The organism is Polaribacter haliotis (assembly GCF_014784055.1).
Lineage (GTDB): Bacteria > Bacteroidota > Bacteroidia > Flavobacteriales > Flavobacteriaceae > Polaribacter > Polaribacter haliotis.
Window position 1 is genome coordinate 1,026,131 of the sequence record NZ_CP061813.1, and the last position, 25,725, is coordinate 1,051,855.

Consider the following 25,725-nt stretch of genomic DNA (forward strand, 5'->3'; position numbering starts at 1 on the left):
TAGTAGTTGATTTTTTAAAACAAATTATTAGTCTTAATTTTACACTATAAAATTTTAGTTATGAAAACATTCGGAACTTTAGTAATCGCACTTTTTATTACATTTTCAATTAATTCTCAAGAATTTAAATTCGAAAAAGAAACAATCGATTATGGAAAAATAGCTAAAGGCTCTAATGGCGAGCGTACTTTTGTTTTTACAAATATTGGTGATGCTCCTTTAATTATAAAAAACATTCAATCTTCTTGCGGTTGTACAGTTCCAAAAAAACCAGAACAACCAATTATGCCTGGAGAAAAAGGAGAAATAAAAGTTTCTTACGATACAAAAAGACCAGGAGGTTTTTCTAAACAAATTACTATTTTCTCAAATGCTAAAAAACCTACGAAACATGTAAAAATTAAAGGTTTTGTTGCAAAAGAAATTTCTTTAGAGAAAGAAAAAAGTTTATTGTCTAAAGACAGTTAAACTCTTTTTTCTAATCTGAATTCGAATTTTAAAAGTACGCCTTTTCTATCTACTGTAATTCTAATTATTTTATTTTCCCTTTCCTGAAACTCATTTATAATATTGTTTAAGGTGTAATTATGAGCCGGTTTTCCGTTAATTTTAACAAGAATATCTTCTGCATTTAAACCAGCCTTAAATGCAGGTGAACCTTTTACAACATTTCTAATTTTAAATGAAGGTTTAAACCTATAAGAATAACTAGACACAAAAGAAACTGTATTGTTTCCACTAATATTATTATTTTGATTCTCTTTAATTGAGTGTTCTTTAACTAATTGTTTTCCATTATATATAACTTCTAAACCACTCATGTTATAATTAAATCCATGCGTAAACGAACCATTTTTTTTAAACATTATTTGCTTGTTTGGATAATCTAACCAAACTTTAAATCGTTTTAGTACATAACCTCCAATACTTCCATTTCTTTGTTTGAATTTTCTTGCGTTCTTGGTTGAAACTGTATCTAAAAAAGAAACAGTTGGTTCTTGTAATTTAAAATTCCCAATTACTAATTTAGGTATCCTACTTCTATTACCATAGATAGAACCACTTAACCCCTCTCCTAAAATATCATTGAAATAACGTTTAGGAGTTATAATATTTTCTTTAGTATGTTCAAAAAGCCAAAGTGCATCACTTCCTCCAGAATCAATTAATAACTTTACATCAGTCAATTTTTCTCCAATAGTATCTAACTGAACTTTTACATTAACAAATGGTTTTTTTCGGTAAAACTCAAGAGGTAAAACTTCACATTTTCTACACTTCTTATAAGTATAATTTTCCACATTATAAAAATTTAATGTTTTTGTTCTATAATTAATTTTTATGATAAAATTCTTCAATAAATTGTACCCAATAATACCATGAATTGTTGTGCCCATTTTACTGGATAAATCAAAATAATCTTTTAGAATAACATATATAGTTTCATTAAAACCTACAATTCTTTTTAAGGATAGTTTGTTGTTTTTAGAAATTAAAGCATCTACAGGTTTGCCAGCACCTAAACCTCTTAAGGCTATTTTTTTGGGATTTAATAAGCCAATACTATCGTTTTCAGATAAATTAAAAATAATAGTTTTATTTACACCAGTATCTAAAATAAAAGAAAGTTCCTTCCCATTAATTTCGATAGGAATAATAATTAAATTATTAATTAACCTAAATTTTATTCTTTCTTTTTTATCGATTGCATTTAAAAAACGGAATCCATTTTGACCATAGTTTTTAGAAACTAAAATAGTTAGTATTAAAATAAAAAGGATTCTTTTTTTCAAGAAGTAATTGTTTTTCGACTTTCCTAAAAATACAAATTAACTTTTATTTATTTCCGTTTTTACCAAACTTTTAACCAATAAGTTTCTAGTAGAACGTTCTTTGTTGTAAAATATATTTCGCAAATTTGCATAGTTAAATTTAGAAAAAAAATAATATGCCATCAATATCTAAAAAAGGAATACAAATGCCAGAGTCACCAATTAGAAAATTGGTGCCATATGCAGAAAATGCTAAAAAAAGAGGAGTAAAAGTTTTTCATTTAAATATTGGTCAGCCAGATATTAAAACACCTCAAGTTGCTTTAGATGCTGTTAAAAACAACACCATAGAAACACTTTCCTATGCACGTTCTGAAGGTTCAGAAGAATACAGAACAAAATTAGCAAAGTATTATGTAAATAATAATATTCCTGTAACTGCAGATAATATTATTGTAACTACTGGTGGTTCTGAAGCATTACTTTTTACGATTGGAAGTATTACAGATCCAGGAGATGAAATTATTATTCCAGAACCATTTTATGCAAATTATAATGGTTTTTCTACAGCTTCTGGTGTAACAGTTGTACCTGTAATTTCTAAAATTGAAGATAATTTTGCTTTGCCAAAAATTGAAGATTTCGAGAAGTTAATTACTAATAAAACCAAAGCAATTTTAATTTGTAATCCAGGAAACCCAACAGGATATCTATATTCTGAAGAGGAAATCGAAAAATTAAAAAAGATTGTTTTAAAACACGACCTTTATTTAATTGCAGATGAAGTGTATAGAGAATTTGCTTACGATGGCTTAAAACATACTTCTGTTTTATCTTTAGAAGGTTTAGACCAACATGCAATTGTAATCGATTCTGTTTCGAAGCGTTACAGTATGTGTGGTGCAAGAATTGGTTGTATTGTTTCTAAAAATGAAACTTTTGTAAAAACGGCTATTAAATTTGCACAAGCAAGATTAAGTCCACCAACATATGCATTAATTGCAAGTGAAGCCGCTTTAGACACACCACAATCTTATTTCGACGATGTTATCGAGGAATATGTTTCTCGAAGAAATACATTAATTGCAGAATTGAAAAAAATCGACGGCGTAAAAGTTGCCAACCCAAAAGGTGCTTTTTACTGTGTAGCAGAATTACCTGTTAAAGATTCTGATGCTTTTGCACAATGGTTATTAGAAGATTTTAATTTGAATAACGAAACAGTTATGGTTGCTCCTGCAAGTGGATTTTATTCTACTCCAGGTGAAGGAAAAAACCAAATAAGAATGGCTTATGTTTTAAATGAAAATGATTTAAAACGTTCTGTTAAAATTTTGGCAGAAGCTTTAAAACAATATAAAAATTAGTTTTTTAAAATAACTACCTAATTAAAAATAGAAATAAAATAACATCTATTAAGTTTGGTGAAATATTGTAGCGTTAATCTGACTACATAAATATGAAATTAGAAAGCTAATTCCTATATTTACTGCACACAACTGCGAATATAAAAAATGCCCGAAAAAGGGCACTTTCCATATTCGCGGACGTTACCCAACATTTACCAAAAATGCTACGACAGATTAACATTCAACTCATTGACAAAATAAAAAAGCCGATAGAAGGCAACCGAATTTTGAGTGGAATAATGAATGTTTTAGTAATCATTCTTTTTCCAATAATTTTGATTGTTGGAATTATAATAATGGTGTTTGTTGGAATATTTGCTTTTTTTCAAAGACTATTTTCTAAATCAGAAACTGAATTAGAATTAGAAATTGAATCGTCTAATATCGAGCAATGGAATATTTTCACAAACTTTAACGGAATAAGTATTTATCAAAAATATGTTAGTGAAATCAGATTTGGACCAGCATATCTGAATTTGAAGAGCGAACCGAAAATTGAATTTTTAGAGAATAAGTTGTTTGGAGATTGGTTTTTTACTTATTCTAATGGAATTTTACTTCAACAATGGAATACGACTAAAAAACCAAATACAAATCTGATTTTTATCGGAATTGACAATCGTGAAGTGCAAGTTTTGGAAAAAAATATTCCTTCTGTAAATTGGGAAATAGTAGAAACGAAAGATAAAACCTTGGAATTGAATTGTGATACTGGAAAAGAGGTTTTGACTTATAAAATAGAAATAAAAAACGTTGGGTAACACCGTATAAAAAAAATTGCTACTTTAGGCTTGTATAAAGGTCGTTGCTTTGCTTGCTTGCTTCTGATTTTCCTTCGGAAAATCCTCGCACACAAACACGCAACTTTTCTTATACATAAACGTTAGGCGCAATGTAACAAAACTACGAACTCATCGTCTTCCATTAACAAACCAATCAGAAAACTAAATGCAAGAAAATTTAACGGAACGAAAAAAAACTTGGAATACAATCTTTCTTTTCCTCGCCATTGTTACAGTTATAAGTTCTCTATTCCATTATGCCATAGTTAATTTATACCCTTCACGAATATATATTGGAAGCTTAATGTGGTGTCCTGCAATAGCTGCCATAATTACGCTAAAACTAAAAAAACGCCCCATTTCTTCACTAAATTGGAATTGGGGAAATTGGAAATATATTCGACTTTCTTATTTTATTCCTGCTTTGTATGGCTTAATCACTTATATACTCATTTGGGTTTTTGGCTTTGGAAGTTTGACTAATGGAAATGCAATTACAGATTGGGGAAAAGAACTTGGTTTGATTGGAATTGGAACTTTAAATCCAACATCGATTGCAATCATAGCTATTATCTTATTAGGAACTATTGAAGTCATAAGAGCAGCTGCAACAACTTTAGGGGAAGAGATTGGATGGAGAGGTTTTTTCATTTATGAATTAAGAAAAGTTCTTTCCTTTACTGGTGTTTCCATTTTTAGTGGAATTATTTGGGCAACTTGGCATTGGCCATTAATTGTGTATTATGGTGAAAATGTAATCTTGGAATTGACAACATTTTATGTTGTTATTGTTTCAATGTCATTCATTATGACTTACTACACTTTTAAGTCTAAAAGCCTATGGCCAGCAGTAATTTTTCACGCAGTAAGCAATGTATATATTCAAAAAATATTACCTGAGTTAACCATTAAAAATGAAGGAACGGAACATTGGCTAGGTGAAAACGGAATTATGTTTGCAACTGTGACTTGCGTTTTTGGAATTTACTTTTGGAGAAAAGCAATTAAAGAAAAATTATAAATAAAAAACACAGCGCCTAACACCGTATATAATTTATTGCTAGTTCTAGCCTACTTACGAAAATCCTCGCGGATTTTCTATTCGGTTTTTATTTGCTAAATTACGTGCTAAACCACGCAACAAACCATATACAAACACGTTACCTCTAATTATGACCCGTCCTGAATAAAGGCTACATAATTTTAAACATTATGTATAGAAATGACAAAGTAATTAGACGTTACAGTGAACCTTTTAAATTAAAAATTTTAGCCGAACTTACAATCGGAAAACACACAAAGAGCGAACTTTGTAAACTCTACTCTATTGCTCCTACAACCGTTAATGAGTGGATTAGAAAGTACAATCGCAAAGACTTAATGAACACCAGAGTAAAAGTGGAAACTAAAGACGAAATATCTAGAATTAAAGCACTTCAAAAAGAAATAGAACAACTTAAAAAACTGTTACTTAAAAAGGATCTCGATGCTATGGTAGAAGAATCCTATCTAGAAGTAGCTGCAGAAGATCTCGGTTACAAATCTATTGCTGAACTAAAAAAAAAGTTAAGTATAAAGCCTTAATTAAAGCTAAAGAAAAATCTAAGGGATTTGTTTCTTTAACCACTATAACACACTGTTTTGGACTTAAACGTGATGCGTATTATAAATACAAATCTAGAGCTGATAACCGTTTAAAACTAGAACAACAAATTATAAATATAGTTCGAAAAAGACGCAAATCCCTTCCTAGAGAAGGCGTAAGAAAACTTGTAAAATCGTTAAATACAGATTTTATTAAAGCCAATATTAAAGTTGGTAGAGACACACTATTTAATGTTCTTAGAAAACACCAAATGCTAACACTTAGAAGAAAAACCAGTGCTATAACAACTAACTCTTATCATCGTTTTTATAAATATAAGAACATTATAAAAGACTTAGAAGTTACTAGAGCTAACCAGGTTTGGGTTAGTGATATAACTTATATTAGAACCGTAAAAGGGTTTTGTTACTTGGCTTTAATAACTAATATGCATTCTAGAAAAATAGTGGGTTATGACCTTAGTGATAGCTTGGAATTAAAAGGTTGTGTGAGAGCGCTTAATAAGGCGATTTATCAAGCTAAAAACATTAAACACCTTATTCATCATTCAGACAGAGGAATACAATATTGTAGCAATGTATACACACAAATACTTAAAAGAAAAAAGATAGATATTAGTATGACCGAAGAAAATCATTGTTACGAAAACGCTATGGCAGAACGTGTAAATGGAATTTTGAAAGATGAATTTTACTTAGACCAAACCTTTGATAATGTGGCTCACGCTAAGAGAGCCGCAAAAAATGCAATTAATTTATACAACGAAATAAGATTACACTTATCTTTAGATTATAAAACACCTAATATGGTATATAAATTATCAGCGTAAATTCAATTTTAACCTGTAGCCATATTTCAGGACAAGACATATGAAAAACCCAATGAAAACAGGAATCATAATTGTAGTCTTAATTTTAGTCGTCGGATTTTTCGTTTTGAAAAATAAATCGAATAAAGTTAACAATGAAATGACTGAATTTGTTCGACTTGAATCTCAAACTGAATCTACTGAACATCTTCCCTTATTACCCGAAAATTGGATTTCCGAAATTGAGCAAAAATGGAATGATAAAGAATGGGACATTTATGACAATGCACATTATGACATTTGCGAAAAAGTTTGCAACGAAGTATACTCTACAAACAAATATTGGGAAATGAATCAAACGCACGCTGATTTTCTGAATGAATTGACAAAAGAACAGCGAATTTATTTCACACTTATAAATTTTGAATCTCAAGTAAATAATGGTGGAGTTTACCAGTTTTTATTTAATAATCCAGATTTGCCAATAATTGCTTTACAAGGAATGAAAGAAATCGAAATGTCTAAATTGGCAAAAGATTACGAAATAGTCTTAAAAGAATATTTTGGGAATTTTAATACAATTCAGGAATTATATTCAAAGTTTCAAAACGATAAAAGTGATTGGTATAAAAGAGCGCAAGCATTTGCAGATGGTTATAAAGAACTTCCTTCAGCAGAAAAAATAGAAGATTACTTTTATGAGGAAAATTTTGTCAAGACATATCAGCAAAACTTGACTAATTACGTAAAAGAGAATCGGAATAAATTTTATAGAACTGAATAAAAACTACCCACAACAACGTGTATAATTAATTGCTTTGGTCGTTGCCTATTTGGAAAATTCCTTCGGAATTTTCTTGCGTTCGTTTTTGTTTACTAAATTAGTTGCTGAAAAACGCAACAAACCATATACAACAACGTTACCTGTAATTCTCTGAAAAAGACGAAATGAAAATTTTAATAAGCATTTTAGTAATTGGAATAGCAATTTATATTGCAAATAAAGAGAATGGAAATCCATTAAAAAATTTAAATACTTTAAGAAAGGAGAAAACTTCTGCTAAGGAATTTCTTAAGACCATAGAATCATTAGATTACTTTAAGTATGCTAATGAAAAAGACATTGAAAAATTAAAGAAAAATCATTTGGAAAGTTTTGACTCTGAAGGTTCTTGGGGTGGAGTTTGGGACGATGAGACAAATTTACCTCTTGATTACAGATACTATTTTTGCGATGGTGAAAACGTTTTTGAACAGGGTGGCTTTAAAGAAATGTTGAATGAGTTTAGTGGAACTTTTGAAAAAATTGGATTTAAATTAAAAATTGGAAATCACTTTGAGGAATGGGACAGCAAAAATGAATGGTTGAATCATAGAATAACTGTAAATGAGACTGAGTACATAATCTTTAAAAACTTTAAAGGTTATGGCTGGGGTGAAGCAGTTCAAAGACTTGCTGAAATATTGAATGAGGAATTAGAAAAACAAAATATAGAAGAGAGAATTTATCTAATTAGTGGAGGAAATGATGGCTCACTAATATTTTTAGATAATGAATTATATAAATATTTCTATAAAACTTTTACAGACCCTGAATGGAAACCACTTGAAGTGAAAGAATGGGTAAAAGTAATGGGAATTAAAAAAATGAAACTGGAATAAAAACTACAGGTAACAACGTGTATATTCAATTGCTAGCTTCTTGCCTACTTTCGAAAATCCTCGCGGATTTTCCTTTCAGTAATTATTTGCTAATTTTAGTACTTTAACCACGCAACTTTTCTTATACAACAACGTTACAAAACATTTGATGAAACTATTAATAACAACATTTCTATTAATTTCAACGTACTGCTTTTCGCAAAAACAATATGAATTTGATTACTTATTAGAATATGAAATAACTTTTTATAAAGATTCTATTAAAATTAAAAATCGGAAATTCAGAAAAGAAGATAAAACTATAAAAAAATATTATTTAACGAACTCAAAGAAAAACAATTATAGTGCTGTAATAACTGAACTGGATAGCTTAAACTACAAAATGATTTTTAAGGATGAGAATGGAATATATTCTAATGTTACATTTTTAAAATCGGATTTAAACAAAGCAGAATTTATAAATATTGACTGCAAAAATGTGTCTAGATATGAGAATCCATTCAAATATCAAACTAAAAATTATGACTTTTTCAAACTAAATGATACTGTGATTAGCGAAAAAACTTTCTGGATGTACAAATTGGAATCAATTAAACCCAAAAAGGTAAAAAGAAAAAAACTTGGAACTGAATATTACATTTTAGATAAAGGAACTTCATTTCATTTACCTATTTTAAATTTCTCAACAGCCTATGAGGAGTGGAAAAAAGAAGGTAATTTGCCTAACGGAATTTTTCAGCAAAAGTATTTTATAGATTATTATGGACAGTTAGATTCAAAAGAGGAATTGATAAACTATTGGAAAACTGATAAAAAAATTGTAATTAACAATGATTGTGATTATACTGAAAAGAAATAAAAAACGTTTTGTAACACCGTATAAAATTAATGGCTAGTACTCGCCTACTTACGAAAATCCTCCCGGATTTTCTTGGTTTGTGTTTTATTTACTAATTTTAGTACTTAAACCCGCAACTTTACTTACACAACAATGTTGTGCATAATTTAACCGAAACTCAAAATGCCATTTCCAATCTACAAAAAATATATCGAAGAAACTGAATCTGAATTGAATGTAAAATTCCCTACTGAATTTAAAAATCGAATGATAAAATTAAATGGCGGAGAATTATTAATTTCGAGAGAATTTGAATTTGAACTACATCCTTTTTTTGATAAATCAGACCGAAAGAGAATAAGTCGGACTTGTAATCATATCGGACTTGAAACAAAAAATGCTCGTGAATGGAATGGATTTCCTGAAAATGGAATAGCAATTGGTGCAGACGGTTTTGGGAATAAATTAATATTGACTCATAATGGAAATAGAAATCTTTCTGACGAACTGTATTTCTGGAATCACGAAACAAGAAAAACAGAAAAAATAGCTGAATCAATTAATAAACTTTACGTTGAAAAAAGCTCATTCTGGAATAAAATAAAATCGAAATTTATCGTATAAAAACTATGAACAACATCGTATAAAAATAATGCGTAGTTTAGTGCTTAATCAAGAGTTCGTGCGCTTTTGTTACATCTGATTTTCCTGCGAAAAATCCTCGCACACAAAACTGCACTATTCTTATACAAAACCATTGGCAAACATATGACAAAACACAATTACATATTATTAAGTCTAGTCTTTAGTTTAACTTATAGTTGTTATGCTCAAAAAGCAAAAACTGAATCTGAATTAAAACCTAATGAATCAAAAAAGACCAAATTAGCGATTGACACAGTTGCTGAAATTGAAAAGAAATTAGCATACGATTTTGCATATCAAACATTTACGAATTGTGACACTTATGAATTCCCTGAACTCACAACAGAAAATGCTACTCAAAGATTAGTGAAATTGTGGAAAACTGATAAAAGTAAGGTTATCGAAACTTGTGATAGTTACAATTCCGCTTATGGAAAATTATTAGAAATAAAAATATCGGAAATTCTAACTAACAAAACTGGAAATAAATTTTTTCGATATAAAGCAACCTTTTCAAAAACAGAAAATATTGCCGAAATTCGAGTCTACACAAACTCTGAAAATAAATTTGACGGAATAATTATTTTTGCGAAATGGATTGATAAATATTCAGAGTATAAAGAAAAAACTAAATCTGAATAAAAAATACGATTTGCCAACACACGTATATAACAAATTGATCTATTAAACAACTTCATAAATTCCAATTGAATTCTCTCGATTCATATTTTATTTAAAACTTTAGTTTTAAATAAAATTAAATCAATAAAAAATAGTTATATTTCAAGCATTTTTTAAATGACCATTCAACAAAACATATCGCTTAAAAATTACAACACGTTTGGTATTTCTACAAATGCCAAACGTTTTGTTTCTATTACTTCTTATTACGATTTACAACAATTGTTAAAAGTTGAAAAAAACCTATTTTTAATTTCTGGTGGAAGTAATATGTTATTGACAAAAGATATTGAAAAATTGGTTGTTCATGTTGATATGAAAGGAATTTCTATTGATAATGAAGATGAAAATTTTGTCTATATTACTGTAAATGCTGGTGAAAACTGGCACGATTTTGTCCTTTTTTGTATTGCTGAAAATTATGGCGGAATTGAGAATTTATCTTTAATTCCTGGTAATGTTGGTACATGCCCAATTCAGAATATTGGTGCTTATGGAGTTGAAGTAAAAGATACAATTACAAAAGTGGAAGCGATTGAAATTGAAACTGGTAAACGAGTTACTTATTCGAATGAGGATTGCGAGTTTGGGTATCGAAATTCAATTTTTAAAAATCAATTAAAAGGGAAAGTAATTTTAACTGCGGTTAGTTTTAAATTAACGAAAAAAAATCATCAATTAAATACTTCTTATGGAGCTATTGAAACTGAATTAGCTTCAAAAAATATTACAAAACCGACTTTAAAAGATGTTTCTGATGCTGTAATCACCATCAGAAAATCTAAACTTCCAGACCCAAAAGAAATTGGAAATAGTGGTAGTTTCTTTAAAAACCCTGTGATTTCTAAAAAACAATTTTTAGAGCTTCAGAAACAAAACCCAAATGTACCAAGTTACACAGTTTCTGAAACTGAAATTAAAGTTCCTGCTGGTTGGTTGGTAGAACAAAGTGGATTTAAAGGAAAACGTTTTGGTGATGCTGGTGTTCATGAAAAACAAGCCTTGGTTTTAGTAAATTATGGAAATGCTTCTGGAGAAGAAATTTATCAGCTTGCGAAAAAAATTCAAAAAACAGTTTTAGAGAAATTTAAAATTTCTTTGGAAATTGAAGTAAATGTAATCGCATAAAAAAAGCCTCATCAAAATATATTTAACGAGACTTTTACTTAATTTAAATCAAACTCAATTTATTATCTTCTATTTCCTCTATTTGTTCTTGGTACTTTTTGTAATTCTTCTTTCGAAATAAAACCATCTCCATTCAAATCAATTTTAGAAAATTGTTCTTTTAAAGGTCCTTTAATTTCACTTTTAGATAATTTCCCATCTTTATTTGTATCCATTTGTGTTATTAAATCTCCTCTTCTTTCTCCTCCACCTCTTCTTTTCTCTTGAGCAACTTGTCCCATTAAACAACGACTTACATAAGGAAATTCATTGGTAACAATGTACATGTATTTTCCATCGACTGTAATTCCATTACATTCATCTAAATCGCCAGAATTAGCAACATATTCAAAATCTGAACCATAAGAACCATCATGATGTCCACCTACAGAAATATCTAATGTTTGCTTCGGATTTGTATACGTGCAATCTTCACCTTCACGATTTCCGTCTAACAATTTATAACTCGGTTTATAAGCACTACTTTTAGAGTAATAAATAGGAAAACCATCGTTTGCAAAACCAATATGAACCAAATCTTTACCAGAATCGAACTTGGTAATAACTTCAGTTGGCGTTCCATGATAATGATACGCTCCTGTTGGTTGCACATGTGCATTGTTAAAATCTAAACCTAAATCTATAATATCTTGAAAAGCTTCTACTCTGTAGTTTTCGCCAGTTTCACAAACCACAACTTCTGCAGTGCCAGGTTCAAATTTCACGCCATTTAAAGCAACTCCTGGTTCTCTAACCCAAGTTGGTTTTCCTGTATATTTTGGATTTACTGGTAAGGAATACGTTCTTTTTTGTGCAGAAATTGTATTCGGATTTCCTTTTCTTGGAAAATCACCTGTTTTATGATTTGGTAAGGCGTTTGTAACTATTTTTCTTTCAGTATCTGTAACTGTTACAATTGTTTTTGTTCCAAAATTTTTATCTTCTAAATTGTAAGAACCAAAATAACTTTCTTCTTTATGTGCATGATTAGCAGTTCCATCTTTATGAGTGTGAGAATGACTGTTGCTTTTACAGCCCAAAAATAAAAATCCAACGATTGTAAATATTAAAAATCTATTTATCATTTTATTTTATTCCTTTTTTAGAGCTTCAATATCAGTAATTAACTGTCTTACTGAACTTTTTCTTAAACCATTGTAAATTCCTCTAATATGTTTATTCTTATCAATCAGTAAAAAGTTTTCTGTGTGTAAAAAATCGTCGATACTTTTTTCTTCTCCTAAATCATTTTCTACAAAATAATGGTTTCTACCTAAATTATAAATTTCTTGCTTGTCGCCAGTAACTAAATGCCATTTATTATCTATTATGCCATTATTTACAGCATAATTTTTAAGAACTGGAACATTATCTATACTTGGAGTTACAGAATGAGATAAAATTAAAACTTCTGAATCGTTCTTAAATGCTTCTTGAACATCGAACATGTTCTCTGTCATTTTTGGACAAATTCCTGGGCAAGTGGCAAAAAAGAAATCGGTTACATATATTTTACCTTCAAATATTTTTTGAGTTACTGTGTCTCCTAATTGATTAATTAACTTAAAATCTGGAATTTTATGAAACTCCTTTTCTTCCTTGCTACCAGGTTTTAACCATTGAGGAGTAAAAGATTCGTCTTTATAAAAAGGCAAATACTCGACCCTGCTAGTTTCAACAACTTTACTATTCTCTTTTTTTATCTGTTTCTTACAATTTATTGTAATTACCAGTAAAAACAGCAATAAAATTCTATAATTTTTTCCTTCTGATAATAGTTTCATCTTCTAATTTATAACATGAATTTGCTCTTCTCATACCAAAAATACGTCCATTTTTAGCTTCGTAATTAACATATAATTTTCCATTTTCTAACCAAGCTTTTTGAAAACCATTTTCTTTTCCGTCTACAAATTTTCTTAATTTAGACAGTTGTCCGTTAGAAAACCATTCTTTTTCAACGCCTTGTTTCAATCCGTTTTCGTAAAAAGATTCGCTTGATAAAACACCATTCTCCCACCAAGTTTTATAAGCACCAACTAAACGATTGTTTTTATAGTACGATTCAACTTGAAGTTTTTCGTTTCTAGTCCAGCGTTTTGCAATACCTTCTCTTTTGCCATTGTAAAAACCCCACTTTTCTTCTAAAACTCCATTTGGATAAAATTTTAAAGAATAACCGTTAAATGGTTTTCCTTTGTAATACCATTTTCCTTTATTTCCATTGAGAATCAATTCTTTTTTAAACACTTCAACAGTATCTATAACAATAGGCTGTTCTTTAGTAATTGATATATCTGCAGTTTTGTTTGATATATTTTTTTTACAACCAATAATTGAAAAAGAAAAAACGATAAAAAAAAGAATTGATTTCATACTTTCTAACTTCTAAATTTTAATATCCTTGAAATGGTCCAGCAAAAAGAACATATGCTGGTTCATAAGCATAATTAGCAGCAGGATAAACTTCATTAATAATATGATAATGATAAATAGGAGTAGTATCATATATTGTAGTGGTTGTATGACCTCCAGAAGCATCTAAATCTGCTGGATACGTTCCTGTTGTACTACACTTTCTTCCATAAATAAAAACACCATCTAGCAAAATACCTACTAACTTATCGTCATCGTTAGAAAATGGTCTAGGTTCTAAATGATAGTGATATACTCCTGGACCTTTATGAGCCCCAGCCCAATCTAAACTCGCTGCTGCACCATCTAAATCACCTGACCCTTCTTGATCGTTAAAAATGGCAGATCCACTTACTGCAATACCAATAGTACCTAATTCTGTTGCAACTGTGTTACCTGTTAAGTTTGGTGTTGCATCTACAGTAAAGCTTGATGCTTCTCCTCTTCCTCCACCTATATAAGTATCTTGAGTTGTTTTTTTAACATTTGGCTCATCTTCATAAAGCGCATTTGTTGTTTCCCAATAAATAGATTTATGGTTTGGAAAACCTGTTGTTTCGATATCTATTTCTGTTCCATCATCAGATAATGTAACTGTAACTGCATCTGAGTTAAATGCTTCAAAAGCACTACTTAATTCTGTTATTCCTATCTCTTCTTCATCTACGACTTCAGTTTCTGAATCTGAAGAACTACAAGAATATATAATTGGAACAAAAAATAATGCAAATACTATTTTTTTTAATAAATTGTTTTTCATGTTGTTATATTTTTTAATTATTAATATATGTATTTAGATGCTAAATTTTAAAATAACTTGCGCCAGTTATATTTTTTTTTAAAAAAGCTCCGCAATTTCTCACGAAGCTCTCAATCAACTAACCAAATTCAAACATTATTTTAAATAATTTTCTACAGACGTTTTTCTTGAACTAACATGAGACTTTAACTGATTTACAGCCGTTTGAAAGTCTGAACTATTTCTTAAAAATGTATAACCAGCAACTTCTGATGTTGCAGCAGATTCAATTAATACTGCATAAGAAGTATATAAAGATTGTATTGTAGTTTCATTAAATGCGCCTTCAATTGTTTCTTTTACGTAGGCATCATATTTTTCTTTGTAAACTTCATCTTGGTACAAATAACCAATCAATGGCCACTGACTTGCATTTAATCCAGAAAAATTTAAAGCATGCGAACCTCCTTGTTTACCTGTTTGTAAAGCTTCATTATTATCCCAAGGAATCCAAGTTAATTTACTGTTTTCTGGGTTATTATATAAAAAATAATTGTGCGTCATTCTTCCATAAGTATCCCAATTTTGTATGACTGTATTTACTGCTAAATATTTTAGAAAAACATCTGTATCTAAAACAGCCTCTAAACTTGTTCGCCAAGTTGCAGCGTCTGTAGTTCTTGTACCATCATGTAAAACAGATAACAAATTAGAAACATCCATAAAATCTGCTTCATCTTCATTTGTTTTCTTTTCATATTCACTTTCATTAAAAGTTCCTGCTGCAAAACTTGCTGCATCTCCATCTGGCTTGTATAAATTTCCATTATCATCAGAAAATTGTGTGTCTATAACAGTATCATCTACTTCTTCCACTAAAGTATATAATCCGAAATATTTTGGTCCATCTCCATGATCTACATAAACCTTATAAAATGCTGTATGAGAAGCGGCTAAACCTGCATTTCTAAATACATCAGTAGCCACTTTTTCTCTCAACATGGATTTATCTTCGTAATTGTTTTTTAAACTTAATTTCTTAAATCCGTAAAAACGTTGATTCTTAATCTGTGGATAATCATCTTCAAATTCATCAAAATCTAATTTAAAAGACAGTTTTAAAATACCGCTTTTCCAACTCGATTGTAAACTTGAGTTTCCTTTAAAACGCAAACCAACTCTGTACCATTCTTTACCTTCATAAAAAACTTCTCCTGGAACAAAAATTGGGTTTTCATCAGAATCTACTAATCCTCCTTGTCCTCCACCAGAACCAAAAGTTCCATAAGTTGCAGTCATATCATCCAACATACTTTGCCATCTAGCAGCTGTAATTACTAAATCTAATCTTTTTACTGCATTGTCTTCGAAAACTTCATCGAAATTAGGATCTGCATCTTTACTATGTGTTTCTGTTGTCCAATCTGTTGCTTCGAAATCTGTGTCGTCAATTACAATTTCTTCTTCCTCTTCTCCTATTTCGTCAATAATTTCATCTTTAGAACAAGAGAATATAATTAATATTATTAATGATGAAAATAATATGTTTTTTAAATTTTTCATTGTGTTTATTTTTAGTTGATACATCTATTTTTAGTTTCTAGGTCTTCTATTTCTTTCTGGTTTTGGTGCATTTTCTAATTCTTCTTTAGAAATGAAACCATCATTATTAGAGTCTATTTTAGTAAAATCTTTAGCTAAAGGTCCTTTTGCTTCATTTTTAGATAATTTTCCATCTTTATTTGCATCCATTTCAGAAAAGATTGCAGAGATACTTTTTCTTTCTCCTCCTCTTTTTCCTTTTGAAGTTTCTTCTGAAGATTTGCAAGAAATAATTATACTTGATACAGCTATTAATGCTCCTAAAATAATTGTGTTACGTTTCATAAATAATTTATTTTTTTAAAATTGTTTTTTAGTTTATAAGAGTTTAGATGCAAGCTTTTAAAAAAACTTGTTTCATAAAATCTCCTTTAACTTTACTTTAACAAAAAACCTTATTTCTTGTTAGAAATAAGGTTTTTTGTTAATGAGTTTTAAATATTAAAATTATCTTGGTGGATAACCTTTCCCATTTCTTGGTGGAGGCATTCTACCATCATTTGGTGGTCTTCTTTCTCCTCCTTTTAATGCTTCTTTGATAATATTATCGAATTTATCTACTTGATCTTCTTTGCATAATTCTCTAACAGCAGAGAAAAAACGATGTATTTCTGCTTCCTTTTTAGCTTCTAAAATTCCTATTTTAGTAATATTTTTTTCTGGATTTATATTTTTATTAGAATAAGAACTAAATAACTCCTCTTTTTCTTGCCTTATTTCTCTGTCTATTTCTTGCATAAAACCTCTATGTGTTTTATCTAAACTTCTAAATTCTTCTTTTTGATTTTCAGTGAACTGTAATTGTTCTGTTAAGAAACTTCTATTAGGATTTGGTCTTCTGTTTTCATGCGGTTTATTAATTAAAAGGAAGATTAAAATTCCATTCATAACTAATAAAACACCTAAAAGAATTGGTAGTAATTTTGTTTTCATTTCCTTTAATTTAAAAGTGAATTAGCAGTTTCTTGTAAAGAATATTCTTGGGCAAAACTATTAATATCGGAAGTTGTTGTTACTTCAGCACTATTAAAAGCATAATAAATTGCACTTGCATTCATAAGCAATACAATTACAAAAGCGGCCAATTGTAATTGTGGCGTAAACCAATTAATTACAACTTTCTTTTCTTCTACATTATTTAATTTTTGTAATATTTTATGTTTCAAAAAAGGGTTTATTGCTACCTTATTAATGTCTTCTAAAACATTAAAAGTATCTTCAACTTTCTTTTGTATGTGTTCTTTATTATCCATTTTACTTAATTTTACGAACTTACATATGTATTTAGATGCAAGTCTTTTAAAAAACTTGCGCTAATTTTCTGCTTTATAAAAATTTTCTAATTTTTCTTGTAATGCTTTCTTTGCTCTAAACATTATAGATTCTACAGACGATAAGCTTTTACCCGTAATTTCAACAATTTCTTGATAGCTTTTACCATCTATTTTTGCCAACGTAAAAACAACTCTTTGGTTTTCTGGCAACGTATTTATCGCTTTAAAAATAATATCAGATTTTTCTTTATTCTCTAAAATAATTCCTGGATGATTAATTTCTGTAAAATAGCTGGTTTTATCTACAGGAATTTCATTCCCTAAAATGGTTTGCATAAAAGCAAAACGTTTTTTAGAATTCTTCTTTCTGATAAATTCCAAACATTTATTGGTAGCAATTTTATAAATCCAAGTAGATAATTTAGAATCTCCTTTAAATTTAGAAATCGATTTAAAAACCTCTAAAAAAACTTCTTGTACAATATCTTCTGCATCTTCTTTATTGGGTACAAAAGAAATACAAGTGCCAAAAACTTTCTGCTGAAATTCGTCTATAAGTTGACTAAATGCAGTTTGATTGCCATTAATTAGTAGTTTTATAAAGTCTTGTTCTTCCAAATTAATTTCTAAAAAAGTAAACATACAAAAAATGCAAATAATTAAAAGTAAATAGTTAGTTTTTGTATCTTTGCAATAGAAACATTACTTATGAAACTATTACTTATTACTTTAGTATTATTAGGACTTGGTGTTGCAGGAATTGCAATTAAAATTTGGGCAAAAAAAGATGGTAAATTTGCAGGAACTTGTGCAAGCCAAAATCCAATGATAAATACAGAAGGTGAGAATTGTGGTTTTTGTGGAAAAACACCAGATCAGTTCGAAAATTGCTCTGAACCTCAGCATAACTAAATCTTTCTTTTATTTATGATTTTACCTGTACTTTTCTACGCCTTTGTAGTTTTTGCAGGCATACAAATTATTTATTATCTCGCATTTACTTCCTTTTTGTTTGCTGATAAAAAACAAGAAAAAAAATTAGCAAAAGAAATTCCTATTTCTGTAATTATTTGTGCTAAAAATGAAGCTAAAAACTTAAAAGAATTTCTTCCTTACATTATTGAACAAAATTATCCGGATTTTGAAATTGTTCTCATAAATGATGCTTCTTCTGATAAAACCCAAGAAGTTATGGAGGGTTTTAAAGATAAAAATTCGAATGTTAAAATTATTAGTGTAGAAAATATTGAAGCTTTCTGGGGAAATAAAAAATATGCATTAACATTAGGTATAAAAGCTGCAAAAAACGAGCATTTATTATTTACAGATGCCGATTGTAAACCCATTTCTAAAAATTGGATATCTGAAATGAGTAAAAATTTCTCTCAAGAAAAATCTATTATTTTGGGTTTTGGGAAATACCAAAAAGAGAAAAAATTAGTAAACCTATTTGTTCGTTTTGAAACGTTGTTAACTGCCATTCAATATTTTAGTTACGCAAAATTAGGTTCTCCTTATATGGCTGTTGGTAGAAATTTAGCGTACGAAAAAGCCGAGTTTTTTAATGTAAAAGGTTTTATAAACCATATGCACATTAAATCTGGTGATGACGACTTATTCATTAAAGATGCTGCCAATAAAGAGAATACAATTATTTGTACAACAGAAGATAGTTTTACGGTTTCCAAAGCTCCTAAATCATTTAAAGAATGGTTTCGCCAAAAAAGGAGACACATTTCTACAGCGAACCATTATAAGTTTAAACATCAATTTTCTTTAGGTTTGTTTTTTGTTTCTAAAGTGTTCTTTTTTGCTTTAGCAACTGCTCTATTTTTCTATTATCCTTGGAAAATTATATTGTCGATTGTGTTGGGTTATTATCTAATTCAGTTTTTAGTTGTTGGCTTTTCAGCTAAAAAATTAAAGGAACCACAAATAATCTTTTTACTACCTTTTTTAGAAATTGGGCTATTATTGTTTCATTTTAGTATATTTATAACTAATTTGATTTCAAAACCCAATCATTGGAAATAGACAATACAAAAATTGAACAAAATATTGCAAAAGCGAAAAATGGTAGTCAATCTGCATTTCGTTTTCTGTTAAATTCTTTTTGGGGAGATGTTTACAGTTACCAATTAAAGCGCACAAATAGCGAGAATGATGCAGAGGATATTGCAATACAGACTTTTTCTAAAGCGTTTGATAAAATAAATAGTTTTGACGAAAAATACGTTTTTAAAACATGGTTAATTACCATTTCTAAAAACGTACATATCGATTTATTGCGTAAGAAAAACAGTTCTATTTCTGTTGAAACAACCAAAGAACAAGAAGATAAAATTTATTTGGTTATTGATGAAAACCCCACTCCAGAAGATAAAATTATTCGAGAACAAAATTTAGCAAAATTGTTAAGAGATATTAAACAATTAAAACCTAAATACCAAGAAGTTATTCAGTTACGCTACTTTCAAGAATTGAGTTACAAAGAAATTTCTGAACATATTAACGAACCAATGAACAACGTAAAAGTAAAACTTTTGCGTGCAAAAAAGTTATTGGCGGAAATTATTAAGGAGTCTTAATAATGAAAAAATCCTTCTTACAATCTATAGGTCCAGGTTTGTTATTTGCAGGTGCAGCAATTGGGGTTTCTCATTTGGTACAATCTACAAAAGCAGGTGCAGAGTTTGGTTTTGGATTGTTATGGGCTTTGTTATTGGTGCATATTATTAAATATCCGTTTTTTCAATTTGGGCCACGTTATGCAACTGCAACAGGAGAAACTTTATTAGATGGTTACAGAAAGTTAGGAAAAGGTGTCTTAATCGCTTATTATATTATCAATTTTGCGACGATGTTTACCATTCAAGCTGCTGTAACTATTGTTACTGCTGGTTTGGCTTCACAATTATTTGGCTTTACAAACGATTTGGTTTTATGGTCTACAATTTTACTTTTTGTGAGTTTAATTTTTTTGGTTATTGGAAAATATAAACTGTTAGATAATTTAATGAAATATATTATTGTAATCTTAACAATTAGTACAATAATTGCAGTTTTAGTAGCGCTTTTTAGCACCAAAGAAGTTTTTGATGTTACACAGATTTTACCATCAGGAACTGTAGAAATTACTTTTTTAATTGCGTTTTTAGGTTGGATGCCAGCTCCTTTAGATGTTTCCATTTGGCACTCTATTTGGTCTGTAGAAAAAGACAAAACAACCGTTATAAAAACCAAGCCAAAAGACGCAATTTCCGATTTTAATATTGGTTATATTGGCACCTTATTTTTAGGAATATGCTTTGTACTTTTAGGAGCACTAGTAATGTACAAATCTGGAGAAACCTTCTCGAATAAAGGTGGTGTATTTGCTTCTCAATTGATAAACTTGTACACCAAAAATTTAGGCGATTTTTCTTATATTTTTATTGCAATTGCGGCGTTTACAACGATGTTTAGCACAACAATTACCACTTTAGATGCTTCTCCAAGAGCCATGAATAGAACCACAAAATTGTTATTTAATAAAGAATTAAAATATGGTTACTGGTTTTGGATCATCTTCCTTTTTGTTGGTACTTTTTTAATTTTGAAATACTTTATGGATAATATGGGTCTTTTAGTAAAAGTTGCTACTATTTTATCTTTTTTAACAGCACCATTTTATGCGATTCTAAACTATGTTTTAGTCACAGGAAAACATATGCCACAACAACATCAACCTAATATTTATTTAAAAGGTTTAAGTATTGTTGGGATTGTATTTTTAATCGGATTTAGTATTTGGTTTTTAATGAATATATAATTATTTTTAAAAAAACTCTTTGTAATGACTTCAATTTTAAAAAACACAAAAATTTCTAAAAAGGAAAAAAATATAAACCATTTAAAAGTTTGTGTTTTAATATTGTCTTTCTTTATTTTTAAGGTAATTATTTCTGATTGGGAATGCTTTAAAGCTGGTTTATTTGGAACATTTTAATTATGGAGTTAAATCAAATATATTCATCAGGAAAAGAAAATTATACTGTAGAATTGACTAAAAGATTCAATCAAAATAAAAAAGAAATTCTTGCTTCAAATAACTTATCGGAAGAAGAAAAAAATGCAAAAATTTTCTTAATAGAAAAAACGTATCGTTGGAAAAGAAAACTCTCTGAATACTGCAACTTTTAACTTTTCTATTCTGTGTTTTACTTCGTATCTTTGCATTCTAATAAAGAACGAAAATGGCTGTAGACTCTGTAATCCTTCCTGAAAGACCAAAAAAACCAAAATGGTTGCGTGTAAAATTACCTGTGGGTAAAAAATATACGGAATTAAGAGGTTTGGTAGATAAATACAAACTGAACACTATTTGTACAAGTGGAAGTTGTCCAAATATGGGCGAATGTTGGGGAGAAGGAACTGCAACATTTATGATTCTTGGAAACATTTGTACGCGTTCTTGTGGTTTTTGTGGTGTAAAAACTGGAAGACCAGAAACTGTAGAATGGGATGAGCCAGAAAAAGTGGCGCGTTCAATTAAAATTATGAGTATTAAACATGCAGTAATTACTTCTGTAGATAGAGACGATTTAAAAGATGGTGGTTCCATTATTTGGGCAGAAACTGTGGATGCGATTCGTAGAGCAAACCCAAATACAACTTTAGAAACTCTAATTCCAGATTTTCAAGGAAATACAAAACAAATAGACAGAATTATAGAAGTGCATCCAGAAGTGGTTTCTCATAATATGGAAACTGTTAGAAGATTGACTCGTGAAGTTAGAATTCAAGCAAAATACGATAGAAGTTTAGGTGTTTTAAAATACCTAAAAGAAAACGGAATGAGAACCAAAACTGGTTTAATGTTAGGTTTGGGAGAAACTGAAGAAGAAGTAATACAAACTATGAAAGACTTACGTGCAGTAAATTGCGATGTTATTACAATTGGACAATATTTACAACCAAGTAAAATGCATTTACCTGTAAAAGAATTTATAACTCCAGAGCAGTTTAAGAAATACGAAACTTTAGGTTTAGAAATGGGCTTTATGTATGTAGAAAGTGGTGCTTTGGTGCGTTCTTCTTACAAAGCACATAAACATGCCATTTAATAATGTTAAAAAAATCTAAAAATATATGTTCAAATAATTTTTGGCACGCAGATTGCAAAGTATAATTTGAAGAGACGTAGTAAACCTCTTTCATTGTGTAAATTATTTGAATTAGTTGATTAAAAAAAACCATCTCACTTGAGATGGTTTTTTGATTTTTATCATTTTTTATTTCTAAACACTAAGGTTTAGATTGAATTTCTTTTGCAATTTCCTGAACTTCATCTAAAACCCTTAATAGATTTCCATTCCATAATTTTTCTATTTCCTCTTCTGTGTAATCTCTTTTTACCAATTCTTTAGTAACATTAAATGTTTCAGAAGCGTCATTCCAGCCATCTACTCCTCCTCCACCATCGAAATCGGAACTAATTCCAACATGGTTTATTCCCATTTTCTTTACTAAATAATCGATGTGATCTACAAAATCGGAAACATTAACTGGAGAAACATCTGTATTTTTTATTTTTTCTTTTGCTTCTTTGGAAATACGTCTATATTTATCTATATAATTTTGTCTTTCAGCACCTTCTATTTTTCTAACATCTGCCCAAGATAAAATTTCTAAATTTTGTTCTTTCGCTAACTCTTTTATTAGAACATCTAGTTCACCTCTATATAATTTATCTTTTTCTGTATTTACATAAGAGCGAAAAGCAACTGTTTGCACAACTCCTCCATTTTCTTTTAACCAACCTAATTGTTCGTCATCTAAATTTCTACTGTGGTTACACAAAGCTCTTGCAGAAGAATGAGAAGCAATAATTGGCGCTTTAGAAAGTGCAATCATATCTTGCATTGCTTTTTTAGACGGATGAGAAACATCAATCATCATTCCCCATTTATTCATTTCTTTAATTACTTTTTTTCCTAAATCACTCACTCCATCATGCAACCAAACATTGTCACTTTCACCAGTATTGGAATCACAAAACTGACTATGTCCATTATGTGAAAGACTCATATATCTTGCGCCTAAATCGTAAAACTGTTTTACTCTAGAAATATCTGTACCAATTGGATAAGCGTTTTCTACACCAATCATGGCTACTTTTTTTCCAGAAGCGTAAACTTCTCTTGCTTCTTTGGAGTTTACAGCCAAACTTATTCTGTCTGGTGCAATATCTTTTGCTAATTTATGAATCGCCTCAAACTTGCTCATCGCATTTTTATAAGCTTTGTCATACCCTTCTTCAGTTAAATCTCCTTGACCTGTATACACTATAAAAAAGGCAACATCCAAACCACCTTCTTCCATGTTTGGTAAGTTTACTTGGTTGGTTAATTTTTGTGTGTAATTAATACTGTCTGTAAAGTTAGACACATTAATATCTACATGCGTATCTAACGTCATTACTTTATCGTGAATACGTTTTGCTTTGGTTTCTAAATCTTCCACTTCTTTGGTTTCTTTACAAGAGATTAGTACGAGTAAAACAGCAAGGGTTTTTAGGTATTTCATAATTTATGTTGATTAGATTTTTGGTTAAAGATAAGAATAATTGGAAAATCAAAAAAGCATCTCTTGTGAGATGCTTTTTAAAATTTATGTAAATAAAAATTATAATAATTCTTGAATTAAACAATAACATCCAATACAAATTATTGAAGTTATTTTAACTAGAAAAATTTATGAAATATACTACATCGCACTTATAATATCGTACTTCGTAATAATATGATAATTCCCATTCTCCAAATCCACCAAAACAGCTTGATTCTCTTTGGTAATTAACTTAGAAATAGCGTCTAATTTTGCAGATTTCTTAACAATAGGATATGGTTTTCCCATAATATCTTTAATTGGCTTATCAGCAATATTTTTGTCAGCAATAAAATTGTGTAACAAAACAGATTCGTCTATAGAACCCACAAAACCATTGATATCTTTTACAGGAATTTGGCTAATTTTAAAATCACGCATTCTTTCGATGGCGTGCGAAACCAATTCTTCTGTTTGTACAGTTACCAAGGTTCTTTTCTCGTCATTTTTTACCAAATCTGCAGCAGTTTTAATATCTTCTTCCAAGAAACCTCTCTCACGCATCCAATCGTCGTTAAACATTTTACCCACATATCTACTTCCATGATCGTGAAATAAAACCACTACAACATCGTCTTTAGTAAAATGATGTTTTAATTGTAATAATCCTTTGATGGCAGAACCTGCAGAATTACCAACAAAAATCCCTTCTTCTTTTGCAATTTTTCTTGTATAAACAGCAGCATCTTTATCCGTTACTTTCGTAAAACCGTCAATTAGCGAAAAATCGACATTTTTTGGCAAAATATCTTCTCCAATTCCTTCTGTAATGTATGGATAAATTTCATTCTCGTCAAAAATACCAGTTTCATGATATTTTTTAAAAACAGATCCATAAGTATCTACTCCCCAAATTTTAATATTTGGGTTTTTCTCTTTCAAATATTTTGCAACTCCAGAAACTGTTCCTCCAGTTCCAACACCCACTACAAAATGAGTGATTTTCCCTTCAGTTTGCTCCCAAATTTCTGGCCCAGTTTGCTCATAATGTGCAATTGCGTTACTTGGATTGTCATACTGATTCACATACCAAGAATTAGGCGTTTCTGCTCCCAAACGTTTAGAAACCGAGTAATAAGAACGAGGATCACTTGGTTCTACGTTTGTTGGACACACAATTACTTCTGCACCCACAGCACGTAAAATATCCATTTTTTCTTTCGACTGTTTGTCCGAAATTACAAAAATACATTTGTAACCTTTTACAATTGCTGCCAAAGCCAAACCCATTCCTGTGTTTCCAGAAGTTCCTTCTATAATAGTTCCTCCAGGTTGTAAACGTCCATCTGCTTCTGCATCTTCAATCATTTTTAATGCCATTCTATCTTTTACAGAATTCCCTGGGTTAAACGTTTCTACTTTCGCCAACACCAAAGCATCCACCTCTTTTGTTACCGAATTTAATTGTACCAAAGGCGTATTTCCAATGGTTTCTAATATATTTTTTGCGTATTTCATGTAGTATTTTTCGACTGTAAAGATAAATCATTTTTTGGGCGTTCCCTAAAGGTCGCGCTTTCATTACTCGCTTTTAACACTTTTTAAGAAGTGTTAAAGAGCTCAAACACGCCATTCAATCGCTAACGCAAACTGTCTATTAGCTAATTTCTATGCCAAAAGTTAGTAGATAATCTGCGTTAGCGATTGCAATGGCATCCTTTTTTGAGATACGAAAAA

At 29.7% G+C, this 25,725-nt stretch carries 31 protein-coding genes; 19 read left to right on the plus strand and 12 right to left on the minus strand.

Features of this window, described 5'->3' with window-relative positions; genetic code table 11:
• Positions 1 to 60 precede the first annotated feature (60 nt).
• Positions 61 to 468 (plus strand): DUF1573 domain-containing protein, encoded by a 408-nt coding sequence (locus H9I45_RS04290; protein ID WP_088355201.1) that lies wholly within the window; start codon positions 61 to 63, stop codon positions 466 to 468.
• On the opposite strand, the gene H9I45_RS04295 is transcribed toward H9I45_RS04290, so the two are convergent.
• A complete protein-coding gene (locus H9I45_RS04295) occupies positions 465 to 1,793 on the minus strand; it encodes an aspartyl protease family protein (RefSeq protein WP_088355202.1) in 1,329 nt (442 codons plus the stop codon). The genes H9I45_RS04290 and H9I45_RS04295 overlap by 4 nt on opposite strands.
• Positions 1,794 to 1,948: 155 nt before the next feature.
• Between H9I45_RS04295 and H9I45_RS04300 the strand changes: the two genes are divergently transcribed.
• The 11 genes from H9I45_RS04300 (at position 1,949) to murB (ending at position 11,331) form a co-directional block, all read left to right on the plus strand.
• Positions 1,949 to 3,139 carry a pyridoxal phosphate-dependent aminotransferase gene (locus H9I45_RS04300; RefSeq protein ID WP_088355203.1) on the plus strand — a complete coding sequence of 397 codons (1,191 nt, stop codon included), beginning with the start codon at positions 1,949 to 1,951 and terminating at the stop codon, positions 3,137 to 3,139.
• 203 nt (positions 3,140 to 3,342) lie between these two features.
• Positions 3,343 to 3,942 carry a hypothetical protein gene (locus H9I45_RS04305; RefSeq protein WP_176397601.1) on the plus strand — a complete coding sequence of 200 codons (600 nt, stop codon included), beginning with the start codon at positions 3,343 to 3,345 and terminating at the stop codon, positions 3,940 to 3,942.
• 187 nt (positions 3,943 to 4,129) lie between these two features.
• Positions 4,130 to 4,984, plus strand: coding sequence for a CPBP family intramembrane glutamic endopeptidase (locus H9I45_RS04310; protein WP_088355205.1), 855 nt, complete (start codon positions 4,130 to 4,132; stop codon positions 4,982 to 4,984).
• A gap of 191 nt (positions 4,985 to 5,175) precedes the next feature.
• Entirely contained in the window at positions 5,176 to 5,547 is a 372-nt protein-coding gene (locus H9I45_RS04315; RefSeq protein WP_088355218.1) for a transposase, read from the plus strand.
• Positions 5,547 to 6,398, plus strand: coding sequence for an IS3 family transposase (locus H9I45_RS04320; RefSeq protein ID WP_191141254.1), 852 nt, complete (start codon positions 5,547 to 5,549; stop codon positions 6,396 to 6,398). Before H9I45_RS04315 ends, H9I45_RS04320 begins: the two co-directional genes overlap by 1 nt.
• A 52-nt stretch (positions 6,399 to 6,450) precedes the next feature.
• The gene (locus H9I45_RS04325; protein WP_176397520.1) at positions 6,451 to 7,161 is read left to right on the plus strand and encodes a DMP19 family protein; all 711 of its coding nucleotides are present in this window, start codon (positions 6,451 to 6,453) and stop codon (positions 7,159 to 7,161) included.
• Between the two features lie 164 nt (positions 7,162 to 7,325).
• On the plus strand, positions 7,326 to 8,039 hold the full coding sequence (locus H9I45_RS04330) for a hypothetical protein (RefSeq protein ID WP_088352845.1): 714 nt from the start codon (positions 7,326 to 7,328) through the stop codon (positions 8,037 to 8,039).
• Between the two features lie 148 nt (positions 8,040 to 8,187).
• Entirely contained in the window at positions 8,188 to 8,898 is a 711-nt protein-coding gene (locus tag H9I45_RS04335; protein WP_088352846.1) for a hypothetical protein, read from the plus strand.
• 162 nt (positions 8,899 to 9,060) lie between these two features.
• On the plus strand, positions 9,061 to 9,501 hold the full coding sequence (locus tag H9I45_RS04340) for an SMI1/KNR4 family protein (RefSeq protein WP_088352847.1): 441 nt from the start codon (positions 9,061 to 9,063) through the stop codon (positions 9,499 to 9,501).
• Positions 9,502 to 9,645: 144 nt separating this feature from the next.
• Positions 9,646 to 10,164: a hypothetical protein gene (locus tag H9I45_RS04345; RefSeq protein WP_088352848.1), complete on the plus strand. Its 519-nt coding sequence runs from the start codon at positions 9,646 to 9,648 to the stop codon at positions 10,162 to 10,164.
• Positions 10,165 to 10,320: 156 nt separating this feature from the next.
• A complete protein-coding gene (gene murB / locus H9I45_RS04350; protein WP_088352849.1) occupies positions 10,321 to 11,331 on the plus strand; it encodes a UDP-N-acetylmuramate dehydrogenase in 1,011 nt (336 codons plus the stop codon).
• Between the two features lie 62 nt (positions 11,332 to 11,393).
• On the opposite strand, the gene H9I45_RS04355 is transcribed toward murB, so the two are convergent.
• The 9 genes from H9I45_RS04355 to H9I45_RS04395 all read right to left on the minus strand — a co-directional run bounded on the left by H9I45_RS04355 (position 11,394) and on the right by H9I45_RS04395 (position 18,042).
• Positions 11,394 to 12,455 (minus strand): YHYH protein, encoded by a 1,062-nt coding sequence (locus tag H9I45_RS04355; RefSeq protein ID WP_088352850.1) that lies wholly within the window; start codon positions 12,453 to 12,455, stop codon positions 11,394 to 11,396.
• Between the two features lie 6 nt (positions 12,456 to 12,461).
• A complete protein-coding gene (locus H9I45_RS04360; RefSeq protein WP_088352851.1) occupies positions 12,462 to 13,154 on the minus strand; it encodes an SCO family protein in 693 nt (230 codons plus the stop codon).
• Positions 13,123 to 13,746: a toxin-antitoxin system YwqK family antitoxin gene (locus H9I45_RS04365; protein ID WP_088352852.1), complete on the minus strand. Its 624-nt coding sequence runs from the start codon at positions 13,744 to 13,746 to the stop codon at positions 13,123 to 13,125. The genes H9I45_RS04360 and H9I45_RS04365 overlap by 32 nt, the downstream gene beginning before the upstream one ends.
• Before the next feature lie 19 nt (positions 13,747 to 13,765).
• On the minus strand, positions 13,766 to 14,545 hold the full coding sequence (locus H9I45_RS04370; protein WP_088352853.1) for a YHYH protein: 780 nt from the start codon (positions 14,543 to 14,545) through the stop codon (positions 13,766 to 13,768).
• A 135-nt stretch (positions 14,546 to 14,680) separates the two neighbouring features.
• Complete coding sequence (locus H9I45_RS04375; RefSeq protein WP_088352854.1) at positions 14,681 to 16,087, minus strand: CotH kinase family protein; 1,407 nt, start codon at positions 16,085 to 16,087, stop codon at positions 14,681 to 14,683.
• Between the two features lie 30 nt (positions 16,088 to 16,117).
• A complete protein-coding gene (locus H9I45_RS04380; protein ID WP_088352855.1) occupies positions 16,118 to 16,411 on the minus strand; it encodes an EF-hand domain-containing protein in 294 nt (97 codons plus the stop codon).
• 162 nt (positions 16,412 to 16,573) lie between these two features.
• Positions 16,574 to 17,059 (minus strand): periplasmic heavy metal sensor, encoded by a 486-nt coding sequence (locus tag H9I45_RS04385; protein ID WP_088352856.1) that lies wholly within the window; start codon positions 17,057 to 17,059, stop codon positions 16,574 to 16,576.
• A gap of 5 nt (positions 17,060 to 17,064) precedes the next feature.
• Positions 17,065 to 17,379 (minus strand): hypothetical protein, encoded by a 315-nt coding sequence (locus H9I45_RS04390; RefSeq protein WP_088352857.1) that lies wholly within the window; start codon positions 17,377 to 17,379, stop codon positions 17,065 to 17,067.
• A gap of 60 nt (positions 17,380 to 17,439) precedes the next feature.
• Positions 17,440 to 18,042 carry an RNA polymerase sigma factor gene (locus tag H9I45_RS04395; RefSeq protein WP_228455040.1) on the minus strand — a complete coding sequence of 201 codons (603 nt, stop codon included), beginning with the start codon at positions 18,040 to 18,042 and terminating at the stop codon, positions 17,440 to 17,442.
• A gap of 66 nt (positions 18,043 to 18,108) precedes the next feature.
• On the opposite strand from H9I45_RS04395, the gene H9I45_RS04400 reads away from it, so the two are divergent.
• The 7 genes from H9I45_RS04400 to lipA are packed head-to-tail and all read left to right on the plus strand — an operon-like array spanning position 18,109 to position 22,505.
• On the plus strand, positions 18,109 to 18,312 hold the full coding sequence (locus tag H9I45_RS04400; protein WP_088352858.1) for a membrane or secreted protein: 204 nt from the start codon (positions 18,109 to 18,111) through the stop codon (positions 18,310 to 18,312).
• Positions 18,313 to 18,327: 15 nt separating this feature from the next.
• A complete protein-coding gene (locus tag H9I45_RS04405) occupies positions 18,328 to 19,434 on the plus strand; it encodes a glycosyltransferase (protein ID WP_176397521.1) in 1,107 nt (368 codons plus the stop codon).
• Positions 19,425 to 19,988, plus strand: a complete 564-nt coding sequence (locus H9I45_RS04410; protein ID WP_088352859.1) for an RNA polymerase sigma factor — start codon at positions 19,425 to 19,427, stop codon at positions 19,986 to 19,988. Before H9I45_RS04405 ends, H9I45_RS04410 begins: the two co-directional genes overlap by 10 nt.
• Positions 19,989 to 19,990: 2 nt before the next feature.
• Positions 19,991 to 21,211 (plus strand): Nramp family divalent metal transporter, encoded by a 1,221-nt coding sequence (locus tag H9I45_RS04415; protein ID WP_088352860.1) that lies wholly within the window; start codon positions 19,991 to 19,993, stop codon positions 21,209 to 21,211.
• Between the two features lie 24 nt (positions 21,212 to 21,235).
• Positions 21,236 to 21,388 carry a hypothetical protein gene (locus H9I45_RS04420; protein WP_176397522.1) on the plus strand — a complete coding sequence of 51 codons (153 nt, stop codon included), beginning with the start codon at positions 21,236 to 21,238 and terminating at the stop codon, positions 21,386 to 21,388.
• 2 nt (positions 21,389 to 21,390) lie between these two features.
• The gene (locus H9I45_RS04425; RefSeq protein ID WP_088352861.1) at positions 21,391 to 21,582 is read left to right on the plus strand and encodes a hypothetical protein; all 192 of its coding nucleotides are present in this window, start codon (positions 21,391 to 21,393) and stop codon (positions 21,580 to 21,582) included.
• 53 nt (positions 21,583 to 21,635) lie between these two features.
• Entirely contained in the window at positions 21,636 to 22,505 is an 870-nt protein-coding gene (gene lipA / locus H9I45_RS04430; RefSeq protein ID WP_088352862.1) for a lipoyl synthase, read from the plus strand.
• A gap of 181 nt (positions 22,506 to 22,686) precedes the next feature.
• On the opposite strand, the gene H9I45_RS04435 is transcribed toward lipA, so the two are convergent.
• Together H9I45_RS04435 and H9I45_RS04440 are read right to left on the minus strand one after the other, a co-directional pair.
• Positions 22,687 to 23,967, minus strand: coding sequence for a dipeptidase (locus H9I45_RS04435; protein WP_088352863.1), 1,281 nt, complete (start codon positions 23,965 to 23,967; stop codon positions 22,687 to 22,689).
• Positions 23,968 to 24,147: 180 nt separating this feature from the next.
• Positions 24,148 to 25,506 (minus strand): pyridoxal-phosphate dependent enzyme, encoded by a 1,359-nt coding sequence (locus H9I45_RS04440; RefSeq protein ID WP_088352864.1) that lies wholly within the window; start codon positions 25,504 to 25,506, stop codon positions 24,148 to 24,150.
• Between the last annotated feature and the right edge of the window lie 219 nt (positions 25,507 to 25,725).

Bases quoted from the DNA above. Each gene is read 5' to 3' on its own strand.
- H9I45_RS04290 (WP_088355201.1), top strand. From the start codon at position 61: ATGAAAACATTCGGAACTTTAGTAATCGCACTTTTTATTACATTTTCA.
- H9I45_RS04300 (WP_088355203.1), top strand. From the start codon at position 1,949: ATGCCATCAATATCTAAAAAAGGAATACAAATGCCAGAGTCACCAATT.
- H9I45_RS04305 (WP_176397601.1), top strand. From the start codon at position 3,343: ATGCTACGACAGATTAACATTCAACTCATTGACAAAATAAAAAAGCCG.
- H9I45_RS04310 (WP_088355205.1), top strand. From the start codon at position 4,130: ATGCAAGAAAATTTAACGGAACGAAAAAAAACTTGGAATACAATCTTT.
- H9I45_RS04315 (WP_088355218.1), top strand. From the start codon at position 5,176: ATGTATAGAAATGACAAAGTAATTAGACGTTACAGTGAACCTTTTAAA.
- H9I45_RS04325 (WP_176397520.1), top strand. From the start codon at position 6,451: ATGAAAACAGGAATCATAATTGTAGTCTTAATTTTAGTCGTCGGATTT.
- H9I45_RS04330 (WP_088352845.1), top strand. From the start codon at position 7,326: ATGAAAATTTTAATAAGCATTTTAGTAATTGGAATAGCAATTTATATT.
- H9I45_RS04335 (WP_088352846.1), top strand. From the start codon at position 8,188: ATGAAACTATTAATAACAACATTTCTATTAATTTCAACGTACTGCTTT.
- H9I45_RS04340 (WP_088352847.1), top strand. From the start codon at position 9,061: ATGCCATTTCCAATCTACAAAAAATATATCGAAGAAACTGAATCTGAA.
- H9I45_RS04345 (WP_088352848.1), top strand. From the start codon at position 9,646: ATGACAAAACACAATTACATATTATTAAGTCTAGTCTTTAGTTTAACT.
- murB (WP_088352849.1), top strand. From the start codon at position 10,321: ATGACCATTCAACAAAACATATCGCTTAAAAATTACAACACGTTTGGT.
- H9I45_RS04355 (WP_088352850.1), bottom strand. From the start codon at position 12,455: ATGATAAATAGATTTTTAATATTTACAATCGTTGGATTTTTATTTTTG.
- H9I45_RS04360 (WP_088352851.1), bottom strand. From the start codon at position 13,154: ATGAAACTATTATCAGAAGGAAAAAATTATAGAATTTTATTGCTGTTT.
- H9I45_RS04365 (WP_088352852.1), bottom strand. From the start codon at position 13,746: ATGAAATCAATTCTTTTTTTTATCGTTTTTTCTTTTTCAATTATTGGT.
- H9I45_RS04370 (WP_088352853.1), bottom strand. From the start codon at position 14,545: ATGAAAAACAATTTATTAAAAAAAATAGTATTTGCATTATTTTTTGTT.
- H9I45_RS04375 (WP_088352854.1), bottom strand. From the start codon at position 16,087: ATGAAAAATTTAAAAAACATATTATTTTCATCATTAATAATATTAATT.
- H9I45_RS04380 (WP_088352855.1), bottom strand. From the start codon at position 16,411: ATGAAACGTAACACAATTATTTTAGGAGCATTAATAGCTGTATCAAGT.
- H9I45_RS04385 (WP_088352856.1), bottom strand. From the start codon at position 17,059: ATGAAAACAAAATTACTACCAATTCTTTTAGGTGTTTTATTAGTTATG.
- H9I45_RS04390 (WP_088352857.1), bottom strand. From the start codon at position 17,379: ATGGATAATAAAGAACACATACAAAAGAAAGTTGAAGATACTTTTAAT.
- H9I45_RS04395 (WP_228455040.1), bottom strand. From the start codon at position 18,042: ATGTTTACTTTTTTAGAAATTAATTTGGAAGAACAAGACTTTATAAAA.
- H9I45_RS04400 (WP_088352858.1), top strand. From the start codon at position 18,109: ATGAAACTATTACTTATTACTTTAGTATTATTAGGACTTGGTGTTGCA.
- H9I45_RS04405 (WP_176397521.1), top strand. From the start codon at position 18,328: ATGATTTTACCTGTACTTTTCTACGCCTTTGTAGTTTTTGCAGGCATA.
- H9I45_RS04415 (WP_088352860.1), top strand. From the start codon at position 19,991: ATGAAAAAATCCTTCTTACAATCTATAGGTCCAGGTTTGTTATTTGCA.
- H9I45_RS04420 (WP_176397522.1), top strand. From the start codon at position 21,236: ATGACTTCAATTTTAAAAAACACAAAAATTTCTAAAAAGGAAAAAAAT.
- H9I45_RS04425 (WP_088352861.1), top strand. From the start codon at position 21,391: ATGGAGTTAAATCAAATATATTCATCAGGAAAAGAAAATTATACTGTA.
- lipA (WP_088352862.1), top strand. From the start codon at position 21,636: ATGGCTGTAGACTCTGTAATCCTTCCTGAAAGACCAAAAAAACCAAAA.
- H9I45_RS04435 (WP_088352863.1), bottom strand. From the start codon at position 23,967: ATGAAATACCTAAAAACCCTTGCTGTTTTACTCGTACTAATCTCTTGT.
- H9I45_RS04440 (WP_088352864.1), bottom strand. From the start codon at position 25,506: ATGAAATACGCAAAAAATATATTAGAAACCATTGGAAATACGCCTTTG.